The 17762-nt window shown below is 46.6% G+C and carries 16 protein-coding genes; 12 read left to right on the top strand and 4 right to left on the bottom strand.

What is annotated here, in order from left to right:
- Positions 1-11: 11 nt before the first annotated feature.
- Positions 12-128 carry a cytochrome bd-I oxidase subunit CydX gene (gene cydX, locus AC5YBX_RS05230; protein ID WP_494519691.1) on the top strand — a complete coding sequence of 39 codons (117 nt, stop codon included), beginning with the start codon at positions 12-14 and terminating at the stop codon, positions 126-128.
- A 538-nt stretch (positions 129-666) separates the two neighbouring features.
- Here cydX and AC5YBX_RS05235 read toward each other — a convergent pair.
- Positions 667-2667, bottom strand: a complete 2001-nt coding sequence (locus tag AC5YBX_RS05235; RefSeq protein ID WP_494524475.1) for a methyl-accepting chemotaxis protein — start codon at positions 2665-2667, stop codon at positions 667-669.
- A 240-nt stretch (positions 2668-2907) separates the two neighbouring features.
- Here AC5YBX_RS05235 and AC5YBX_RS05240 point away from each other — a divergent pair, with 240 nt between their 5' ends.
- Positions 2908-3099, top strand: coding sequence for a hypothetical protein (locus tag AC5YBX_RS05240; RefSeq protein ID WP_494524476.1), 192 nt, complete (start codon positions 2908-2910; stop codon positions 3097-3099).
- Positions 3100-3478: 379 nt separating this feature from the next.
- Positions 3479-4390: a DUF6268 family outer membrane beta-barrel protein gene (locus AC5YBX_RS05245; RefSeq protein ID WP_494524477.1), complete on the top strand. Its 912-nt coding sequence runs from the start codon at positions 3479-3481 to the stop codon at positions 4388-4390.
- Positions 4391-4526: 136 nt separating this feature from the next.
- Here the strand turns inward: AC5YBX_RS05245 and AC5YBX_RS05250 are convergent, their stop codons facing one another.
- The 3 genes from AC5YBX_RS05250 to AC5YBX_RS05260 all read right to left on the bottom strand — a co-directional run bounded on the left by AC5YBX_RS05250 (position 4527) and on the right by AC5YBX_RS05260 (position 8369).
- Entirely contained in the window at positions 4527-5087 is a 561-nt protein-coding gene (locus AC5YBX_RS05250) for a chalcone isomerase family protein (protein ID WP_494524478.1), read from the bottom strand.
- 66 nt (positions 5088-5153) lie between these two features.
- Entirely contained in the window at positions 5154-5633 is a 480-nt protein-coding gene (locus AC5YBX_RS05255) for a DUF2947 domain-containing protein (protein WP_475516247.1), read from the bottom strand.
- Positions 5634-5882: 249 nt separating this feature from the next.
- Positions 5883-8369 carry a motility associated factor glycosyltransferase family protein gene (locus AC5YBX_RS05260; protein WP_494524479.1) on the bottom strand — a complete coding sequence of 829 codons (2487 nt, stop codon included), beginning with the start codon at positions 8367-8369 and terminating at the stop codon, positions 5883-5885.
- A gap of 631 nt (positions 8370-9000) precedes the next feature.
- Here AC5YBX_RS05260 and pseB point away from each other — a divergent pair.
- From pseB to pseI, 9 genes are all read left to right on the top strand, one after another.
- A complete protein-coding gene (gene pseB, locus AC5YBX_RS05265) occupies positions 9001-10005 on the top strand; it encodes a UDP-N-acetylglucosamine 4,6-dehydratase (inverting) (RefSeq protein ID WP_494524480.1) in 1005 nt (334 codons plus the stop codon).
- Positions 10002-11147, top strand: coding sequence for a UDP-4-amino-4,6-dideoxy-N-acetyl-beta-L-altrosamine transaminase (gene pseC / locus AC5YBX_RS05270; protein ID WP_494524481.1), 1146 nt, complete (start codon positions 10002-10004; stop codon positions 11145-11147). Before pseB ends, pseC begins: the two co-directional genes overlap by 4 nt.
- A gap of 232 nt (positions 11148-11379) precedes the next feature.
- Complete coding sequence (locus tag AC5YBX_RS05275) at positions 11380-12261, top strand: class I SAM-dependent methyltransferase (RefSeq protein ID WP_494524482.1); 882 nt, start codon at positions 11380-11382, stop codon at positions 12259-12261.
- An 82-nt stretch (positions 12262-12343) separates the two neighbouring features.
- Positions 12344-13099 carry a hypothetical protein gene (locus AC5YBX_RS05280; RefSeq protein WP_494524483.1) on the top strand — a complete coding sequence of 252 codons (756 nt, stop codon included), beginning with the start codon at positions 12344-12346 and terminating at the stop codon, positions 13097-13099.
- Between the two features lie 13 nt (positions 13100-13112).
- The gene (gene pseF, locus AC5YBX_RS05285) at positions 13113-13820 is read left to right on the top strand and encodes a pseudaminic acid cytidylyltransferase (protein WP_494524484.1); all 708 of its coding nucleotides are present in this window, start codon (positions 13113-13115) and stop codon (positions 13818-13820) included.
- Position 13821: 1 nt separating this feature from the next.
- The gene (pseG, locus tag AC5YBX_RS05290) at positions 13822-14952 is read left to right on the top strand and encodes a UDP-2,4-diacetamido-2,4,6-trideoxy-beta-L-altropyranose hydrolase (RefSeq protein ID WP_494524485.1); all 1131 of its coding nucleotides are present in this window, start codon (positions 13822-13824) and stop codon (positions 14950-14952) included.
- On the top strand, positions 14942-15904 hold the full coding sequence (locus tag AC5YBX_RS05295) for an ATP-grasp domain-containing protein (protein WP_494524486.1): 963 nt from the start codon (positions 14942-14944) through the stop codon (positions 15902-15904). The genes pseG and AC5YBX_RS05295 overlap by 11 nt, the downstream gene beginning before the upstream one ends.
- A complete protein-coding gene (locus AC5YBX_RS05300; RefSeq protein ID WP_494524487.1) occupies positions 15891-16574 on the top strand; it encodes an HAD family hydrolase in 684 nt (227 codons plus the stop codon). The genes AC5YBX_RS05295 and AC5YBX_RS05300 overlap by 14 nt, the downstream gene beginning before the upstream one ends.
- Positions 16564-17619, top strand: a complete 1056-nt coding sequence (gene pseI / locus AC5YBX_RS05305; protein ID WP_494524488.1) for a pseudaminic acid synthase — start codon at positions 16564-16566, stop codon at positions 17617-17619. The genes AC5YBX_RS05300 and pseI overlap by 11 nt, the downstream gene beginning before the upstream one ends.
- Positions 17620-17762 lie beyond the last annotated feature (143 nt).

Raw genomic sequence — 17762 nt, forward strand, 5'->3', positions numbered from 1 at the left:
GAGCCGACACTATGTGGTACTTTGCTTGGATTTTAGGCATTTTGCTGGCGTGTTCTTTCGGTATTATCAACGCCTTGTGGTTAGAAAATACTGAAAACATGGACAGAGACGCAGATCAACAAGATTAATCTCGTCGCTAAGATAAGCGTCGCTGCCTAAATATGGCTAGTCGCGTTATCTCTAAACCCCGTACTTTACTTTGGTAGATGCGGGGTTTTTTATTGTTTGTTGAGAGGAAGAAATCATCACAATGCTAAAGACCGCCGTAACAGACCTTTGCTACAGGCTGAGGGATTGCCTTTGCTGTTCCCAATAGATACCTCGCAACTCAGTGCGGCACGCTTACGCTGGTGAGTAGATTACATTCATCACGATGAGCAGTGTTTGACTGTTGCACTCAACTTGACTTGCGAGCAATTTAATGTGGCTAGCAGCATTGGCCAAGTGATTAAGCGGTCCATGTGTTGAGGTGATGAAGCATTAGTTAAAGTGGGCAAGGGGTGGCCGAATGTTGGTGAAGCATTACCGCTAGTGAGCTAGATTTTTAGGTAATTGATTACGGTGGTGGCCACTGATTTAGCTTGCTGAATTAGGTTACTGAGGTAGGGCTTTTGAGTGCAGGAACACCAGGCCATTAAGCTGCAGATGGCCTGGTGTATTTAGGGCTTATTTAAAGATGCTGATCTTCTGTTTTATCTCATGGGCTAAATGGGATAGACCTTGAGCGGCATCAAGGGTTTCATTGGCGCGCAGTTCCCCCTCGCGAGCCAGCTCTGTGATTTGATGCAAGTTACGGGTTATCTCATCGGCCACGGCGCTTTGTTGCTCCGTTGCACTGGCAATACTACTTGAGGTGATGGCTAGCTCACCAATACTGGTAGTGATTTGATTAAGCTGCAACGCGACCTCTTGCCCCTGATTAGCAGACTCTGTGCCCAGCTGCTGGCTTTGCCCCATCTGCTGGGCGGTAAGCTTGACCTGTGATTGCAGTTGAGCAATGGTCTGGCTAATTTCTGAGATTGAAGACTGGGTACGCTGGGCTAAGGTGCGGACTTCATCGGCGACCACGGCAAACCCACGGCCTTGTTCCCCCGCGCGGGCGGCTTCAATGGCGGCATTAAGCGCCAGCAGGTTAGTCTGTTCGGCGATGCTGTTGATCACTTCCGTGACTTGGTTAATCGCTTCACTCTCTTTGCTGACGTTTTCGACACTGATGTGGCTGCTATTAAGCTGATCGCTTAAGGTGGTGAGCCCTTGCACGACTAAATTTAACTGCTGATGGCCATCGCGTGATGCACTGTCAACTTGCTGACTGCGATTGGCCCCTTCACCTGCGTGGCTAGCGACATCACGAATGGAGGTCGACATCTCTTCAATGGCGGTGGCAATTTGATCGGTCTGCGCCATCAATGCTTGTGACTCTTCACCATTGAGGCGTGCGGTTTCTTGAGCCGTCTCGGCCTGAGTTTCTAGGGTATTGACCGAGGCTTGTAGTGCATCAATTAAGGTTCTGAGGCTGGTCGCCATTTGATGCGCGCTAATGGTGATTTTATCCACCTCGTTATCACTGTCATTGGATACCGTCGCAAACTGCTGTGACAAGTCACCTTCACCTAATTGAGTGAGTTGATATTGCAGTACGCCTAAAGGCTTGAGGGTTTTAAATAGCACTAAAGAGAGCAGCAGGGTAATAACGACAATGCCGAACAGTGCAACAGCCACATTGATGGCGAGCAGAGTTAGGCTTTCTTCATTTAGCTCGCGCACTTTGGTTTGGCCCAGTAGGGTCCATTGCCAGCCAGGAATGTTGAGTGAGTATGCATACATGGCTTCACCCTGGCTATTGAGATATTCTCGTTCACCTTCATCTTGCTTGGCTTGCTCAAGGCTTATACCGTCTAAAATGGTCTCTGTAAGTGGGGTGCCCGTCGTTTGATGTGGCTGGGCGATAATGGTGTTGTCCCTATTACGCAGTAGGGTGAAGTAGCCTGACTCCTCCAGCTTGAGTTGGTTCATCGACTGTTGCAGTTCAGTAAGCGAGTCTGTGATATCAAAGCCGATATAAAGGATACCGATGACATCCCCCGCTGGCCCCGTTATCGGGCGATAAACCGTCATGTAATCCTTACCAAACAGCTTGGCGTAACCCTCATATTCTTGGCCCTTGAGCAGCGCGGCGTAGCCTGGGTGCTTGGTGCCCAAATAGGTGCCTAATGCACGTTGACCGTCGGCTTTTTTCAGTGAGGTCGAAATACGGATAAAGTCATCTCCGTCACGCACAAATACCGTTGCAGTGCCGCCCGTTAGGCTAGAAAATCGGTCCACTTTACTTTTTGAAGCGTTAATTTGCTCGCGCTCGTGGGCTAATGCTGGCGTAGGGGTGCCTAACACCTTGACGGTTTTGTCGGGTTTATAAAATTGCCCTGGGTACATGGTGCGCAAGATATCGGCGTTGCGACGAGCTAATGATAATAAACTATGGTACTGCAGCTCGATAAGGTCGGCGGTGCTGTCCATTTGCGCCTTCATGGCGCTGATCCCTTTTTGTTCGAGCACATTATTAGCAGTGATATAAGAGACACTGCTAATAATACTAAATACGATTATGGTGAGTATAAAGGCGAGCACACCTATCTGTTTTGCGACCGGCCAATGTTTGTAATTCATCCGTCTATCCATGCTTGTTTATTATTGTTTGCTAAATATATAGAAATGTTATCGGCAATGTTTTGACATAGGTCTAATTCAACTAAAATATTATAAAATTAACTAGTTACCATATTGTTAACATGAGAGGTGATTTTTTAATGGTACAGTATTGAGCGTGCACCAATGTGGGGTTGGCCTTGGTACAGGGGGAGCGTTGTGTAAGGTGTGATGATTTAAACCGCTCACTTTTTTATTGAATTGCAACAAGTTGGCCGTTATCAGTTTGGTGATGTTCGTGGCGCTGCAGTGCGTTTATGCCTTATGTTATTTGGTGAGATGCGCCTAAAGTTAGAGTTAGGGTTGGCGGTAGAGGATATCGCGCCCCATCGCACGCGATACATAAAAGAGACGGTTGAGATGTTTTTACGAGGTAATCGCAGCGAAATTTGAGTGTCATTGAAGCATGGTGAATAAACATCGCGGGAAAATAGACGATTTAAGTTGAGCTATAATCTTGGCGCAGCTGATCGGTTTGTAGCACTGATACGTACTGATAACGCTTTGCTTGCAGGCCACTTTATTACACCAAAGAGAGTCCCTGAAGTTGATTAATGGCGCTGAGTCGTGGGTGTCACAAGTTGTGTTATAGATGCTGTAAAAAAGTAATAATCTCAATAATATGGCGTGATAGTAAGCAGTAGTGCGCTCAATAACCGTAATAGCCACAGTGTAATTCTTTAAGCTATTGCATTTCGTTTTTGTTGCGGTGAACATTGCCGTGATCGATAACGATCATCCATTATTTTTATATTGCTGCGATGGAGTTAGCATGATTTTTTATAACAACAGCCGTTTTTCTCGCCTATCGACCTCCTTACTATTTGGTGCGGTTGCCACCCTGGGGGCTAGCGCGTCTGCTGTGGCCAAACCTTACTCGCCGCTGACTTTGAGTGTGTCTCGTATTGCGACCTCAGATGCCGACGTGAATAACTCGGGCTACGAGTTACAGCGAGATACCTGGTTATTTGGGGTTAAGAGCGATATACCACTGAATAAGCAGTGGTCTCTCAGTTTAAATGCCAACTATGACAAGTTAGATTTTGATTGGTCTGGCAGAGGAGCTGGATTAATGGGGGGGCAACTGTCCCCTTGGTCATCAGTTGACCGTTACAGTGCCGGTGTGGGGCTGAGTTTTCGGCTTAATCAGCGCTGGATGTTCCTGTTTGCGCCTAAGATCCAATACGCTTACACAGATGATGCCTCGCGATCAAATGCACAAAGCTATGGTGTGGTCGCCTCAGGCATGTACCGATTCAATAATGGCAATATGTTGGGGCTTGGCGTAGCCTATTTAAACGATATTTCAGAGGTTAGAACCGTGCCTTATCTGGCGGTTAACTGGCAAATTAGTGACAGACTCAAGCTGGGCAATCCATTTTCGGCTGGTTTTAGTGGCCCAGCAGGTTTGGAGCTGAGTTATAAGCTGTCTGATGCTATCGATGTGGGTGTTGGCGCATCGAAGCGTACTCAACGATTTTTAGTTAAAGATGATAACGTGGCCGTCGAAATCGACGAGTGGGCAAGCTTTGTGCGTGCAGGATGGGCGGTGAATGAGTCATTTTCACTCAATGGCTATTTAGGTTATTACTTTAATGGCGAAATGGAGCTGAGCGAACCCAATAATACCGATACCCTAGATGATCAACTGGCCATGGCATTTGCAGCGCAATATAAGTTTTAATAGGCGCTTACAGTGACAGTAAGTTAGTCGTAAAAATTGCGTCCATAATCAACGAGCCCAGCCAATAGCGTTGGGCTTGTTGATTATGGGGCAGCGTAATGCGTTTATGTCAGTCCTGCCATCTATTATCGCTACCTTATTGTCCTAGCATTGCCGCCTTTAAGCTGCTTTGTGCTGGTGAGTCTCCAAGCCAAATATTGAGCAGAGCTTGTCTAAAGTCTTCACCTTGAATATTTGCCTGTAATTGGTTGTTTTTATAGGCACTAACGCCAACGCCCTGAGTGGTCTCAAAGGTAAACTGATCGCCATCCACAATAGGCTCATTAAATAAGGCCATAAAGGTGTCGATGTGTTGCTTAATGGGGGCTACATGGCCTTGGGTGGCATCGTCAAACCCGGTGATAATGGCATCGCTCATTTTATCAGAGGTGATCATCCCCGAGGTGATATTAAGCCGGATCACCGCCTTGGGGGCGTTGATAATGGCCTCAACGTCACTGCTTGGCTGCTGAAGGTAAAGACTGCCTACATACAAGTCCATAAAGAATTTACTGCGCACGCCCGCGCCGTTGAGTTGCAAGGTGTTGTCAGCTAATTGAATCATTTCAGCCACTTCAACATCGGCGATCGTTTTGGCATTTGCCAGACTGGTCATCAGTAAAGGCAGCAATAGGGTTAAGGTGGTAATGGGTTTCATCGTCGGTCTCATTTTTAGTTATTGGTTTGAGTCATCGTTGCCGTGATGGCGATGATGGGGCGAGGGCTAACCTCGCTGACCCACTTGGTATTGGCCACTTTGATGAAATATCGCCGCTTGTTTTTTCTTCGGAGAGATCAGTAGTGGGCCGTCATCAAAAAACAGGAAACACTTCCAGTTGCGTACAAAAACATCCCACCGAGTTTCAATAACTTGATATTTTTCATAGCAAAAGTAGATTGGCGTGTCATTTTCCCAGTCAAAATGATGGTGTAATATTTCGGGCAGTTCGGCCGCTTCGCTGTCCCATGCGCTTTGCCAATGGTCGGTTTCAAGCCAAGCATCGGCTTTTGCTGCCCAGTCACCCTTGGTAAATTGCTCGGCGCGACTGCTCTTGTTACTTATCCATTTATTCCACACCTCCATTGACGATTTTTGATCAAGGGGCTTAATGAATGCCTTGTCATCATCACTGACAGGAAGATCTTTGTGATTGAAGATCCATTTACGTTGGTATTGATCGAGTGGAATATAAGTATGTGCCACAGAGCCTCGCTATCGAAATTGGGTGAGATATGCAAAGGCGTATTATACGGTTTGAATGCGAGCAAGGGAAAGGGCGCCAGCGGATAAATCTTTGCGCTGATGCTCTAGGGCCTGTTGATCTTTGCTGGTCATTTCTACTGCGTTCTCAGCTTTTTATGAAGAATAACTACACCACAAAGCTTCTGTCTTGTATAAATACCCAACAATTCGCTGCAAAAACAACCTTGAAAGATCAACAGGCCCTATAACTTAATCACCGAGTTGCTGGATATAGCTTATCGCGGCTTGGTTTTCTTCATCTAGGCTTAAGACGTTTTCAAAACAGGCGCGTGCGCCATCAATTTGGCCGACATTAGCGAGAAAAATCCCTAGTTTTAACATGACCGGAATATCTTGCGGATATTTATCAAGGTAATCCAGATAAGTGGCTAACGCGTCTTGGGCATTATCGTTTAAGTATAAGGCCTGAGCATATTGCGGCAGATATTCGTCGCTATAGGTAATAATTTTGGCATATTGTGCCAGCGCCAGCGGCAGGCGGTTAAGCTTTAAAGCCAGTAGGATTATCTGCTTTAACTCCGCCTCTTGTCGCTGTTCGATGGGGGTTGCCAGCACGGCATCGAGCGCCAGCTCTAGCTGGTTTTCGAGCCGATATTGATAACTTTTGGCTAAGTTATGCAGACGGGCAATATCAAGATCACTGTCGACATAAGGGGCGGTGTACTGCACCATTTTTGTGATGCCCAGCAGGTGTTTGTAATGCAGCAGAGCATGCAGTTTTTTAAAGGCATTGTTGAGTTGTGGCACAGCAGGCTCATCGCTGGGATCGATAAACGCCTTGACCACAAATTGGTCATGGTATTGCTGTCGGGTTTTTGCCAGTTTACTTTGCTGAGCAGGAGGTAATTTCGCATATAGCTGCGGATGTTGCTGTTGCCAAATAAGGGCGCGTCCCCACTGTGCATCGATATCCCAGCGCTCACATAAGGTGTGAATATCCACCACTTCATCTTGATGCTCTGCAAGGCGTGAACTTACCCGCACGATGGCCTCATCAACTAATCGACTTAATGTGCTCGTGATGTCGCTAAAAGCTTGATAGTAAAGACGGGTATTATCAGTCACATCTTGCTGTGACCAGTCATCGACTTTTTTGGTGGATAAAAAGTGGCTAAATTCATAATAACCATAAAATTTAACCAGCTTTGCTAGGCCAGAGTAGTTAGCGTTGATGTTGCTTTCGATGTTATCTAGCTTGCTAGCTAATGCGCCTATACGCTCAGGATACTGATGCGCTGCTTCTATTTGGTCGACCAATTGCAGAGCGTCTTGATTGCAGTCATTTAACTGCGCCAGTTGTTCGCTAGTGGCTGTTAAGGCGTCGAGCGTGCTGCGAAGTAGCTGACATTTCTTGTCGATACTCAAGAGATGCTGGGCCGGAGCCAGCAGTGCGCGTTGCTTGGCGCTGATCTCAGGTAAGGTGATGTCATGGGCATTGACCTGTTCAACCCCGTTAACCTTGGCGGCATCAGGTGACAGATTAGTATAGCGCGCCCCGGGGTACGCCTCGATTGCTGCTGCAAGTGATTGTATGGCATACAGGAGCTGTATTGGAGTTTCCGCCATTTCACCACAATTGGTTTCAACCCACTCATACATAATCCCCATGTCCGGTCCAAGGCTTGCGCCATAGGTGCCAGCGGTGTGGGTGATACCCGATTGCGAATGGCAAAAATCTACGCCGCACAACAAAATTTGGCTAAACCCCATCTCCCGTGCAATTTCGATAGCGCTATTGGTGACTGTGGGGCCGACGGACTCGATATTGTTGTTATCGTGGTCATTGTTCCAAGGTAAACGAGAGCCGGTATAGAGCGCGGCGCCGCGCCATTGACCGATAATTTGCGGGGTCACATGGTAGGAATAGACGAGCAACGTATCGTGCTCCAGTGACATCAACTCTTTATTGACATCAAAACTTATCGATTGTGGGTCGACCGAGACAATGATGTCAGGTTTTATCTCCAGTTTGGCTAATTTGCCCACAATGCGTGAGGCGGCAATGATCACCAGTCGGTCGGCGTTAGCTTTTATCCAGTCAATATTGTTATCGAGCGAGGGACCCCCGCCTAATACGATGCAGGTTTTATTATTAAATTGGCCACGCAGTACTGAGGCGGGTTGCAGGTTTTCGGCTACATTGGTTAGCTGAGTCTGGATAAACAGCTTCTGATTAAAGGCTGTGCCCAAGCTAAAGGATTCATGCTCAATCATTTTTTCGATTTCAGCATTGATCTCACTGTAGGGCTCTAAATAATTGCCATCGACGGCAATTGAGCGATGAATGGCGTATTTGCCTTTGACTAAAAACACATTATTGCGGATATCGGCAATGGTCTCGTTAAGCTCATCAAATGAGATCACGCTTATCTCATCTGTCAGATGCTCAGGAATGTCGATAGACAACATGGAGAGCACTTCAGGCAGCTCAACAAAAATAAACTTAGCCCCATCGGCAAGCGGACGCTCCATGACATAATTGGCCAGCAGCCCAGAATCGAGGCCGATGATGATATGTAAGGTATCGGGTTTAGATAAGGCCTGTTTGAAGCGCTCGTTATACAATGAAGTGGAGTCAATTTTTTCAAATGTATTACGATTGATGCTGGGCAGGTAATATTCGCCAAAGCGGCTGACAGCAAAGCTTCTGGAGATTTCTGGCGGATTATCTAACATGATGTCCTCATTCGTCGGTTCGAATTGCGCTTGACCATTGATGAGCATAGCCTACCTGCTAATGCGGCTGATTCAAATGGGTTTCCTATTTTTGCTGGCGAAATTCGTTGTCGATAATGACTCGCTCCTTTCTATTTGGCATCGCTGGTGCCCTGCTTTGCTTTATTGTTAACTAGCAATTGCTCTTTACTGTGTTTAATGTGCAAAGTGAGACGCTTGTCACAAAAGCGGCTCTATATAGGCTAGAGCATTGCATGGATGACGGTTTATTGTCGCTTGTAGTCACCTTGCTTGGTGTCACGGTATTCTATTGTATTCTATTCATAGGATAAAAAGTGATTAGCTGGGCGCAGGTGAGTCGATAAATCGTACAATATGAGTAACATGCTGCACGGCAGGGGCAAATATAGTTAGACAATTAAGATTAAGTTACTAAAATTAAATGCGTTTATAAGTTTACTTTTTCGCCTGACTCTATCTTTTGTCTGGCTCTATCTATGAGTCTGCCTGTTGCTTGGTTAACGCAGCATATTATATTTTTTAGTGTGAACTCCATTATATTGGGGATCAGATTTCGCTACATTCATTTTAATTTTAGTCGTGCTGTTTAAAGCAGCTATTTGGAGACTATATGTTTAACAATAAATCCATCCTCATAACTGGCGGCACAGGCTCATTCGGTCAAAAATACACCAAGACGATTTTAGCGCGTTATAAACCTAAGCGGTTGATTATTCTCTCTCGTGACGAGTTAAAACAGTATGAGATGCAGCAGGTCTATAACGATCCTTGCATGCGCTATTTTCTTGGCGATGTGCGCGATGGCGATCGTCTTATGCAAGCGTTTAATGACGTCGACTTTGTTATTCATGCCGCGGCAATTAAGCAGGTTCCTGCAGCCGAATATAATCCCATGGAATGCATCAAGACCAATATTTACGGCGCTGAAAACGTAATTAAGGCGGCTATCGCGAATAAAGTTAAGCGCGTGATAGCCTTATCTACCGATAAAGCGGCTAACCCCATTAACCTTTATGGCGCCACTAAACTGGCGTCAGATAAACTGTTTGTTGCAGCGAATAACATTGTCGGCGCAGGGGAAACCCGATTCTCTGCTGTGCGTTATGGCAATGTGGTGGGCTCGCGTGGCTCTGTTGTGCCTTTCTTCCAACAGTTAATCAATCATGGCGCGACCTCACTGCCTATTACTCACCCCGACATGACCCGCTTTTGGATAACCCTGCAAGATGGCGTCGATTTTGTGCTTAAGAACTTTGCTCGCATGCAAGGGGGAGAGATTTTTGTCCCTAAAATCCCCTCGGTGAGAATTACCGATTTGGCCGAGGCCTATGGCCCAGGGCTAGAGCATGAGATTGTGGGGATTCGCCCGGGTGAGAAGATGCACGAAATTATGTGCCCAGCCGACGATTCGCACCACACCATCGAATTTGACGATCATTTTGTAATAACGCCGAGCATCTCCTTCTTTGGTCGTGAGCATGATTACACTGCCAATAATTTGGGTGAGAAAGGGCATGCGGTTCAGCAGGGGTACGAATATCACTCTGGCAATAATCCGCACTTCTTGACGGCAGATGAGATTAAACATTTTGATAAGGAAGCGTCTGCCTCATGATCCCTTATGGTAAACAACACATTAACCAAGATGATATTGATGCTGTTGTTGAGGTATTAAAGTCAGATTACCTTACTCAAGGGCCGAAAGTGCCCGCTTTTGAACAAGCTATCTGTGACTACACTGGGGCACAATACGCGGTGGCCGTTAACAGTGCCACCTCAGCATTACATGTCGCGTGTTTAGCGCTGGGAGTTGCAGCAGGCGATTATGTCTGGACATCGCCAATTACCTTTGTCGCTTCGGCTAATTGCGCCCTTTATTGTGGTGCCAAGGTCGATTTTGTCGATGTAGATGCTACTACTGGTAATATGTGTCCTAAGGCGCTTCAGGCTAAGCTTGAAGTGGCTAAAGCTCAAGGATGTTTACCTAAAGTGGTGATCCCTGTGCATTTGTGCGGGCATAGCTGTGATATGGCTGCGATTGCGGCACTGGCCAGTGAATACGGTTTTTACGTGATTGAAGATGCTTCTCACGGTATTGGCGGTAGTCATCAGGGCAATAAGCTCGGCAGTTGTTGTTATAGCGATATTAGCGTATTTAGTTTTCATCCGGTGAAGATCATCACCAGTGCCGAAGGTGGCGTGGCAACCACCAATAATGCCGATTTAGCGGTTAAAATGGGGCTGTATCGCAGTCATGGCATTACCAAAGATCCCCACAAAATGCAGCGCCCAGATGAAGGCGATTGGTATTACGAGCAACACGCGTTAGGGTTTAACTACCGCATGACCGAGATGCAGGCCGCATTAGGTTTGAGTCAGATGGCACGTTTAAATGAGTTTGTTGCTGCACGTAATCAGTTGGCGACCCAGTACCATCAGGCTTTTGTTGATCTTAATCTGCAATGGGTGACTCCGCTTGAAAACAGTCACAGTGCCTATCATCTGATGGTCGCGTTGCTGCCGGAAACCTTAGATAGAAAAGCGATATTTAATGCCATGAGAGATGCAGACATTTGTGTCCACGTTCATTATTTTCCTGTGCATCTGCAGCCTTACTATCAAGATCTTGGCTTTGCCGAGCATGATTTCCCTCATGCTGAGTATTTTTATCGGCATTGTTTATCCTTGCCTTTATTTCCTGCGCTTACCGTTGATGAGCAGCATAAGGTGATTGCGACATTGCGAGATCTGCTGTGATCTCGCCTGGCCAAATTCAGCCTCGTCTAACTTGATAGTGTCGATGGCGTAACTGCCTCGCACACTCTAGATAACCATTTTAGATGGTTAATGTATTCCCTATGCCACTTGATTGGTGTTTAGGTATGAAGTTTGCAGAGATTTGCAAAAGTTTGTATTTGTCTTTGATGTGCCAAAAGAATGGCTGTTGCTAAGGCGAGCCAATCACTGCGTGTATTAACAAGGTTATGTTATGAGTACCACTACTTACCAATTGGTCAAAAATCCCTTAGGCATGTTTTCTGTTGCGCCAATGCCAAGTAAAGCGACGCTAGATCAGTTTTATAAAGATAAATATTACCAAGCAGAAATGAGCAGCTATCAGAGTGAATATAGCCTCGATGAGTTGACTTACTTTTTATCTGAGGTGGAATCCTCTATCGCGATTTGTCAATCACTGTCGCCTTTACCTGAGCAACCGCGTTTATTGGATGTGGGGTGTGGTGAAGGCTTTTTTGCGGCGCAGTGTCACAAGCAAGACTGGCATGTGCATTTATGTGATTATTCTCAATACGGCTTACAGCACCATAATCCGCAGCTGGTGGCGTTTTTTGAGCAAGGTGATGTGCTACAAACCTTAGAAGGCTTGATTGCGCAGCAGCGTAAATTTGAGTTAATTAATCTTAAAAATGTACTCGAACACGTTATCGATCCTCAAGCCTTAATGGCAGCACTAACCCAGTTGTTAGCCGTTAATGGTGCTATACGTATCGAAGTGCCTAACGATTACTCGGCGTTTCAGTCGTTGCTGCAACAACATAACAAAACCGACAATACCTGGTTTTGCCCTCCAGAACACTTACACTATTTCAATAAGGACAGCCTAAAGGCTTTCGTGGCCAATTGTGGTTTACGCTTAGCGTTTATGACGGGCGATTTTCCGATTGAGATGTATCTGGCAAATGATTTTTCCAATTATGCGCAAGAGAGAAGCCGAGGTAAGCAGGCACATTTGAGCCGAGTCATGATCAACAATTATGTTTTCACCCAGGGTGTCGATAAACATGTTGAGTATCTGCGCTGCATGGCCGAAGTTGGCTTGTCGCGAAACTTAACGGTTTATGTCACTCAATAACAATGCGATGTGAGCTACCGTTGTAATAAGTGTGGCCACAGTGATATGGCGTTAATGATCAAAATAAATTTAAGGTATAACAATGGCGAAAGAAATTAAGGTAGCAGGGCACTCACGTAACGCTGAGGTGCAGATGCGTGAGCAGTTTTTTCAAGACTTTAAACAGTGTCCAATTCCCTCGTCTGAGATGTTAAGCAACTTGGGACTTTTCCTTAATCGACAAACCTTATCGCGCATACTATTTATGCATGAGATGTATCAAAAAATCATCGATGTGCATGGTGTTGTGATGGAGTTTGGTGTTCGCTGGGGGCAGAATCTCGCATTATTTGAATCCTTTCGAGGTATGTACGAACCCTATAACTACACGCGTAAAATTGTCGGATTCGACACCTTTAGTGGTTTCCCCTCAGTCGATGCTAAAGATGGCGATCACAGCGTGATTGACGTTGGCGCCTACTCGGTAACACAAGGATATAAAGATTACCTTGAAGGGATCTTAGATTACCATGAGTCAGAAAGCCCAATCTCACACATTAAAAAATACCAATTAGTCGAAGGGGATGCGTCGCAGACGATTGAGCAATATCTGGCAGATAATCCAGAGACCATCATCGCTTTTGCCTACTTTGATTTTGATATCTATGAGCCGACCAAAAATTGCTTAGAGGCCATTAAAGGGCATTTGACCAAGGGCAGCATTATTGGCTTTGATGAGTTAAATTGTGCCACTTTCCCCGGCGAAACCATTGCCTTTAAAGAAGTGTTTTCGTTGTCGAAATACAAAATTACGCGCTCGCCACAAAACCCATATATGTCATACATAGTGTTTGAATAACCGGAGGCAGACAGTGAAAGTGGCCATCATTCCTGCCAGAGGCGGCAGTAAGCGAATTCCGGGGAAGAATATTAAAGATTTCTTCGGCAAACCGGTTATTGCCTACTCTATCGAGGCGGCAATGGCATCTGGGTGCTTCGATAAGATCATAGTGTCTACCGACGATGAGCAAATTGCCAGCGTCGCTAAAGCCTATGGCGCCGAGGTACCTTTTATGCGCCCAAGTGACATAGCCGATGATTTTGCCTCCACAGGGCAAGTGATAAAGCACGCCGTGCAGTGGTGCCAGCATCAAGGTGTTGAGCTGGATTTAGTCTGCTGTATTTATGCTTGTTCGCCGTTTATTGCACCAACAAAAATACGCGAGGCGATGGCGCTGCTGCTGGCGAATCCCGATGCTTACTTCTGTTTTCCTGTATGTGAATTTGCCTTTCCTATACAAAGGGCCATTGGCATTGATAATGATGGCCGCGCGACCATGTTTCAGCCTGAGTGCTTTCCCATGCGCTCGCAAGATTTACCCGCGGCCTACCATGACGTAGGGCAGTTTTATTGGGGCAGACCGATAGGTTATTTAACGGAAACGCCGATGTTTTCCTCCTATGCTATCCCCATGCCGATTTCGAGGCGAGATGTGGTGGATATCGATACCGAAGATGATTGGCGTTACGCGGTGCAGTTGTTTCAGCTTAAAGCCCTTGCTGCATCGGAGTCGGTGTAATATGAGGCTCAATGTGGCGCTGCGCGTTGACGCGTCATTAACCATGGGCACTGGCCATGTATATCGCTGCCTGACCTTAGCAAGTCAGTTGCGTCAACATGGTCATCGGGTGGTGTTTATCTGTCGGCAGCTGCCCGGTAACTTGATTGACTTAATTACAGCCCATGACTTTCGGGTATTGCGCCTAAGTCAAGGTGCGATGACGACCACCACAGCAAATGATCACTGCCAGCATGGCGACTGGTTAGGGGTCGATTACCAACAAGAGATAGCGCAAGCGGCTCAAGTTGTTGACCATTACCTTGGCGAAATAGGTTGTACTCAGTTAGATTGGCTAATCATAGACCACTATGGGATCGAGCATCGCTGGCATACAGCAATGCGCAGTCGTTGCCGGCAAGTGTTGCAAATCGATGATTTAGCCGACAGAGATTTCGACTGCGATATTTTACTGGATCAAAACTTCTATTTGAATATGGACTCGCGCTATGACGCCCGCTGTGCGGCCGCGACAACCAAACTTATCGGGCCCAAATTTGCCCTGCTCAACGAGATGTTTGGGCAACTGCAAAGTCAGCTTGCGCCTTATCCACAGCGCCTTACTCAAGGGCAAGTGCTGTTTTTTTTCGGCGGCATAGATAAAGATAATGAAACCTTAAAGGCGCTCAAAGGCGTTGCCCCCTTGCTGCGCCAATATCAATTAACGGGGCAGGTTATCTTAGGCAAACATAATCCGCACCAGGCCGATGTTGCTGCCTTTTGTCGTGACTTTGGCCAATTGTCGTTAGCGGTTCAAGTTGATGATATGGCGCGGCGAATGGCACACGCTTTTCTCTATATTGGCGCCGTTGGGGCCACTGTATGGGAGCGCTGCAGCCTTGCTTTACCTGCGATCACCTCAACCGTGGCGTTAAATCAGCAGGCGTTAGCTGAGAGCCTGAGTCAAATCGATGCGCATCTTTGTTTAGGGCCGCAGCAGCAGACTCGCTCGGCGGATTATGCACGCGCGTTTATCACCCTAATGAACTCACCAGAGCGATTACAAGCACAATCGTCAACGGTAGCCCAGATGGTCGATGCACTTGGATGCTCACGGGTTGTAGATGTGATGGAGAGTATGAATGACCACTAATCCACATGTGTTAGTTACCAGTGTCGCGGCCAAAGTGCAGCTGATTGAAAGTTTAACGCAGGCGTGCCGAGATTATGGCGTGCGCCTGTTCGCGACAGATATTAGCCCCAATAGCCCAGCATTGTATTTTGCCGATGATTATCAATTACTGCCCAAAATAAGCGACGATAACTATTTAGACGCCTTGTTTCAGTTTTGCCGCGACCAGCAAATAGGCCACATTATTCCTACGCGGGATCAAGATTTGTTATTTTTTGCTGAGCACAGTAACCAATTGGCGCAGCAGGGCATCGGTTTGTTAATGAGTGACAGTGACACGATAAGAACCTGCAGCAATAAACATCAGTTTCACGCCGCGTGTGTCGCTAAGGGGTTACCCATATTGCCCCAGCTTGCGCCCGATGAGTTGCATTACCCTTGCGTCGCTAAGCAAGCCTATAGCAGTGCGGGTACTGGGGTGCATCTGTTGTCTGGTCAAGCGGCTCTTTCGCAATTGTTGGCCGAGTACCCTGCAGAGGCTTTTCTGTTCGAGCCTTTTGTGCCGTATGATGAGTACAGCATCGATGCCTTTTATGCCAATAATGGCACCTGTATACAGGCGGTGGCAAGGCAGAGACTGATAGTCGTTGGTGGTGAGTCTAAGGTGTCTCGGGTGGTCGATAATCCTGAGCTAGTCGCTTTGGCGCATCGCTTAAGCTCTGCTTTTGACTTTAGCGGCCACGTGACCATTCAAGCCTTTTATGTGGATGGACGCAGTTACTTGATCGAAGTGAATCCACGCTTTGGCGGCGCATCTAATTTAAGCATTGTTGCTGGGCTAGATTCTCCCCGAAAGCTTATCGCCAGTGTCTGTGGTGATGACGCTACGGTTGAACGGGTCAATCCAATTCAGTATGGCTTAAAAATGCTGAGATATTCTAAGGACCTGATGATCCAAGATGATGTTGAATAATAAGTTATTATTTATTTTTGATCTCGACGACACCTTAGTGCTCGAGCGAGATTATGTCCTTAGCGGTTTTAGCGCCGTGGCGTCATACATTGGTGCGCAGTGTCGATTGCCGAGCGAGGAGATTAAACAGTTTCTACACTCGACCTTTTTAACCCAAGGTCGTGAGCAGATTTTTGACAAGCTGCTACACGGTTATCCTGCTATCGCGCAGCAACTGACGATAGCGGCATTGGTCGATATTTATCGCCAGCATCAACCGGAGCTTAAGTTTGTCGACGGTGCAGAAGCAGTGTTGACGCGCTTACGGGCTGACGGTAAAAAAATTGCCATCGTCACCGATGGGCTTGCCAGTATGCAAAAGCAAAAAACGGCAGCGCTGGGATTAGCGGCCTATGCCGATCTCATCGTTTACTGCTGGGAAATTGGCGCACCTAAACCTAGCCCAGAAGGATTTAAGCAAGCGATTAAGCACTTGAAGGTTGATATCGAGGATACTGTGATTATTGGTGATAATCCCAGCCATGATATTCAGCCAGGTGTGTTATTAGGAGTCGATACCGTTAGGGTATTGCAGGGACGGTTTAGTCGGTTAGATGATTTGAGTGGCTATAGCGCACGTTGTCGTGGGACTTCGTTAAAAACGATTTTTGAGGAACATTATGAGTATTAATATTGCGGACAAAAAGATTGGTCTAGATCAGCCAACGTTTATCATTGCTGAGCTGTCGGCCAATCATAACCAACAGTTAGATGTTGCCTTAGCCACGGTCAAAGCGGCTAAAGATGCCGGAGCCGATGCCATTAAATTGCAAACCTATACCGCCGACACCTTAACGCTTGACTGCGATAGTGACCACTTTAAGGTGAACCATGGGACTCTGTGGGACGGTGAAACCTTATATTCCTTGTACCAAAAAGCCTTTACCCCGTGGGAGTGGCACCAAGAGATAATGGACTACGCTAAGCAGTTAGGGTTGATCTGTTTCTCTTCGCCGTTCGACCCAACCGCGGTTGATTTTTTAGCCGATTTAGATGTGCCAGCATACAAGATAGCATCGGCAGAAATCACCGATATTCCTCTGATTGATTATGTGGCTCGTCAACACAAGCCAATCATTATCTCTACGGGTATCGCACGACTTGCTGATATTGAACTTGCCGTAGAAACCTGTCGTAAGGCGGGTAACAATGAGATCATCATTTTAAAATGTACCTCGGCTTATCCAACGCCATTAGATGAAGTGGATCTTAATACCATTCCAAATATTCGCAGCACGTTTGGTTGTGAAGTTGGCCTGTCTGATCATACGCTGGGCACCACAGTGGTGGCCGCCGCGGTTGCTCTGGGCGCACGCGTAGTGGAGAAACATTTTATTTTAGATAAGCTGTTAGGCGGCCCAGATGCCGACTTCTCTCTCGATCCGCAAGAATTTACCACCCTAGTCACAACCATTAGGGATACCGAAAAAGCACTCGGAACGGTTAATTATTCATTATCGCCTAAGCTCACCAAATTAAGGCAGTTTTCGCGCTCACTGTTTATTACTCAAGATGTAGTCGATGGCAGTGTGATCTCTCTGGATAATGTTCGCTCGGTCAGACCGGGATTTGGCTTACACCCCAAGTATCTTGAACAATTATTAGGTAAAAGGTTTCGCGGTTCACACGCTAAAGGCACGCCGCTGTCGTGGGAGCATATTGCAGACGCTGAGTAATAGCTTACTCAAGTGATTCAATGCAAACCGCTTAAACGCCAATAATACTACTGGGTAATATGGCTTTTAAAACTTGTTACGCCCCTCAATTTGAGGGGCTTACGCGTTTTAAAAAGCCGTTTAAGCTTGTGTACGCCTGATTC

The organism is Shewanella sp. 492 (genome assembly GCF_059338445.1).

Coding starts and splice junctions, on each gene's coding strand:
- pseI (WP_494524488.1), top strand. CDS start 16,564: ATGAGTATTAATATTGCGGACAAAAAGATTGGTCTAGATCAGCCAACG.
- AC5YBX_RS05300 (WP_494524487.1), top strand. CDS start 15,891: ATGATGTTGAATAATAAGTTATTATTTATTTTTGATCTCGACGACACC.
- AC5YBX_RS05250 (WP_494524478.1), bottom strand. CDS start 5,087: ATGAAACCCATTACCACCTTAACCCTATTGCTGCCTTTACTGATGACC.
- AC5YBX_RS05275 (WP_494524482.1), top strand. CDS start 11,380: ATGAGTACCACTACTTACCAATTGGTCAAAAATCCCTTAGGCATGTTT.
- pseB (WP_494524480.1), top strand. CDS start 9,001: ATGTTTAACAATAAATCCATCCTCATAACTGGCGGCACAGGCTCATTC.
- AC5YBX_RS05260 (WP_494524479.1), bottom strand. CDS start 8,369: ATGTTAGATAATCCGCCAGAAATCTCCAGAAGCTTTGCTGTCAGCCGC.
- AC5YBX_RS05235 (WP_494524475.1), bottom strand. CDS start 2,667: ATGAATTACAAACATTGGCCGGTCGCAAAACAGATAGGTGTGCTCGCC.
- AC5YBX_RS05280 (WP_494524483.1), top strand. CDS start 12,344: ATGGCGAAAGAAATTAAGGTAGCAGGGCACTCACGTAACGCTGAGGTG.
- pseC (WP_494524481.1), top strand. CDS start 10,002: ATGATCCCTTATGGTAAACAACACATTAACCAAGATGATATTGATGCT.
- cydX (WP_494519691.1), top strand. CDS start 12: ATGTGGTACTTTGCTTGGATTTTAGGCATTTTGCTGGCGTGTTCTTTC.
- AC5YBX_RS05245 (WP_494524477.1), top strand. CDS start 3,479: ATGATTTTTTATAACAACAGCCGTTTTTCTCGCCTATCGACCTCCTTA.
- pseG (WP_494524485.1), top strand. CDS start 13,822: ATGAGGCTCAATGTGGCGCTGCGCGTTGACGCGTCATTAACCATGGGC.
- AC5YBX_RS05295 (WP_494524486.1), top strand. CDS start 14,942: ATGACCACTAATCCACATGTGTTAGTTACCAGTGTCGCGGCCAAAGTG.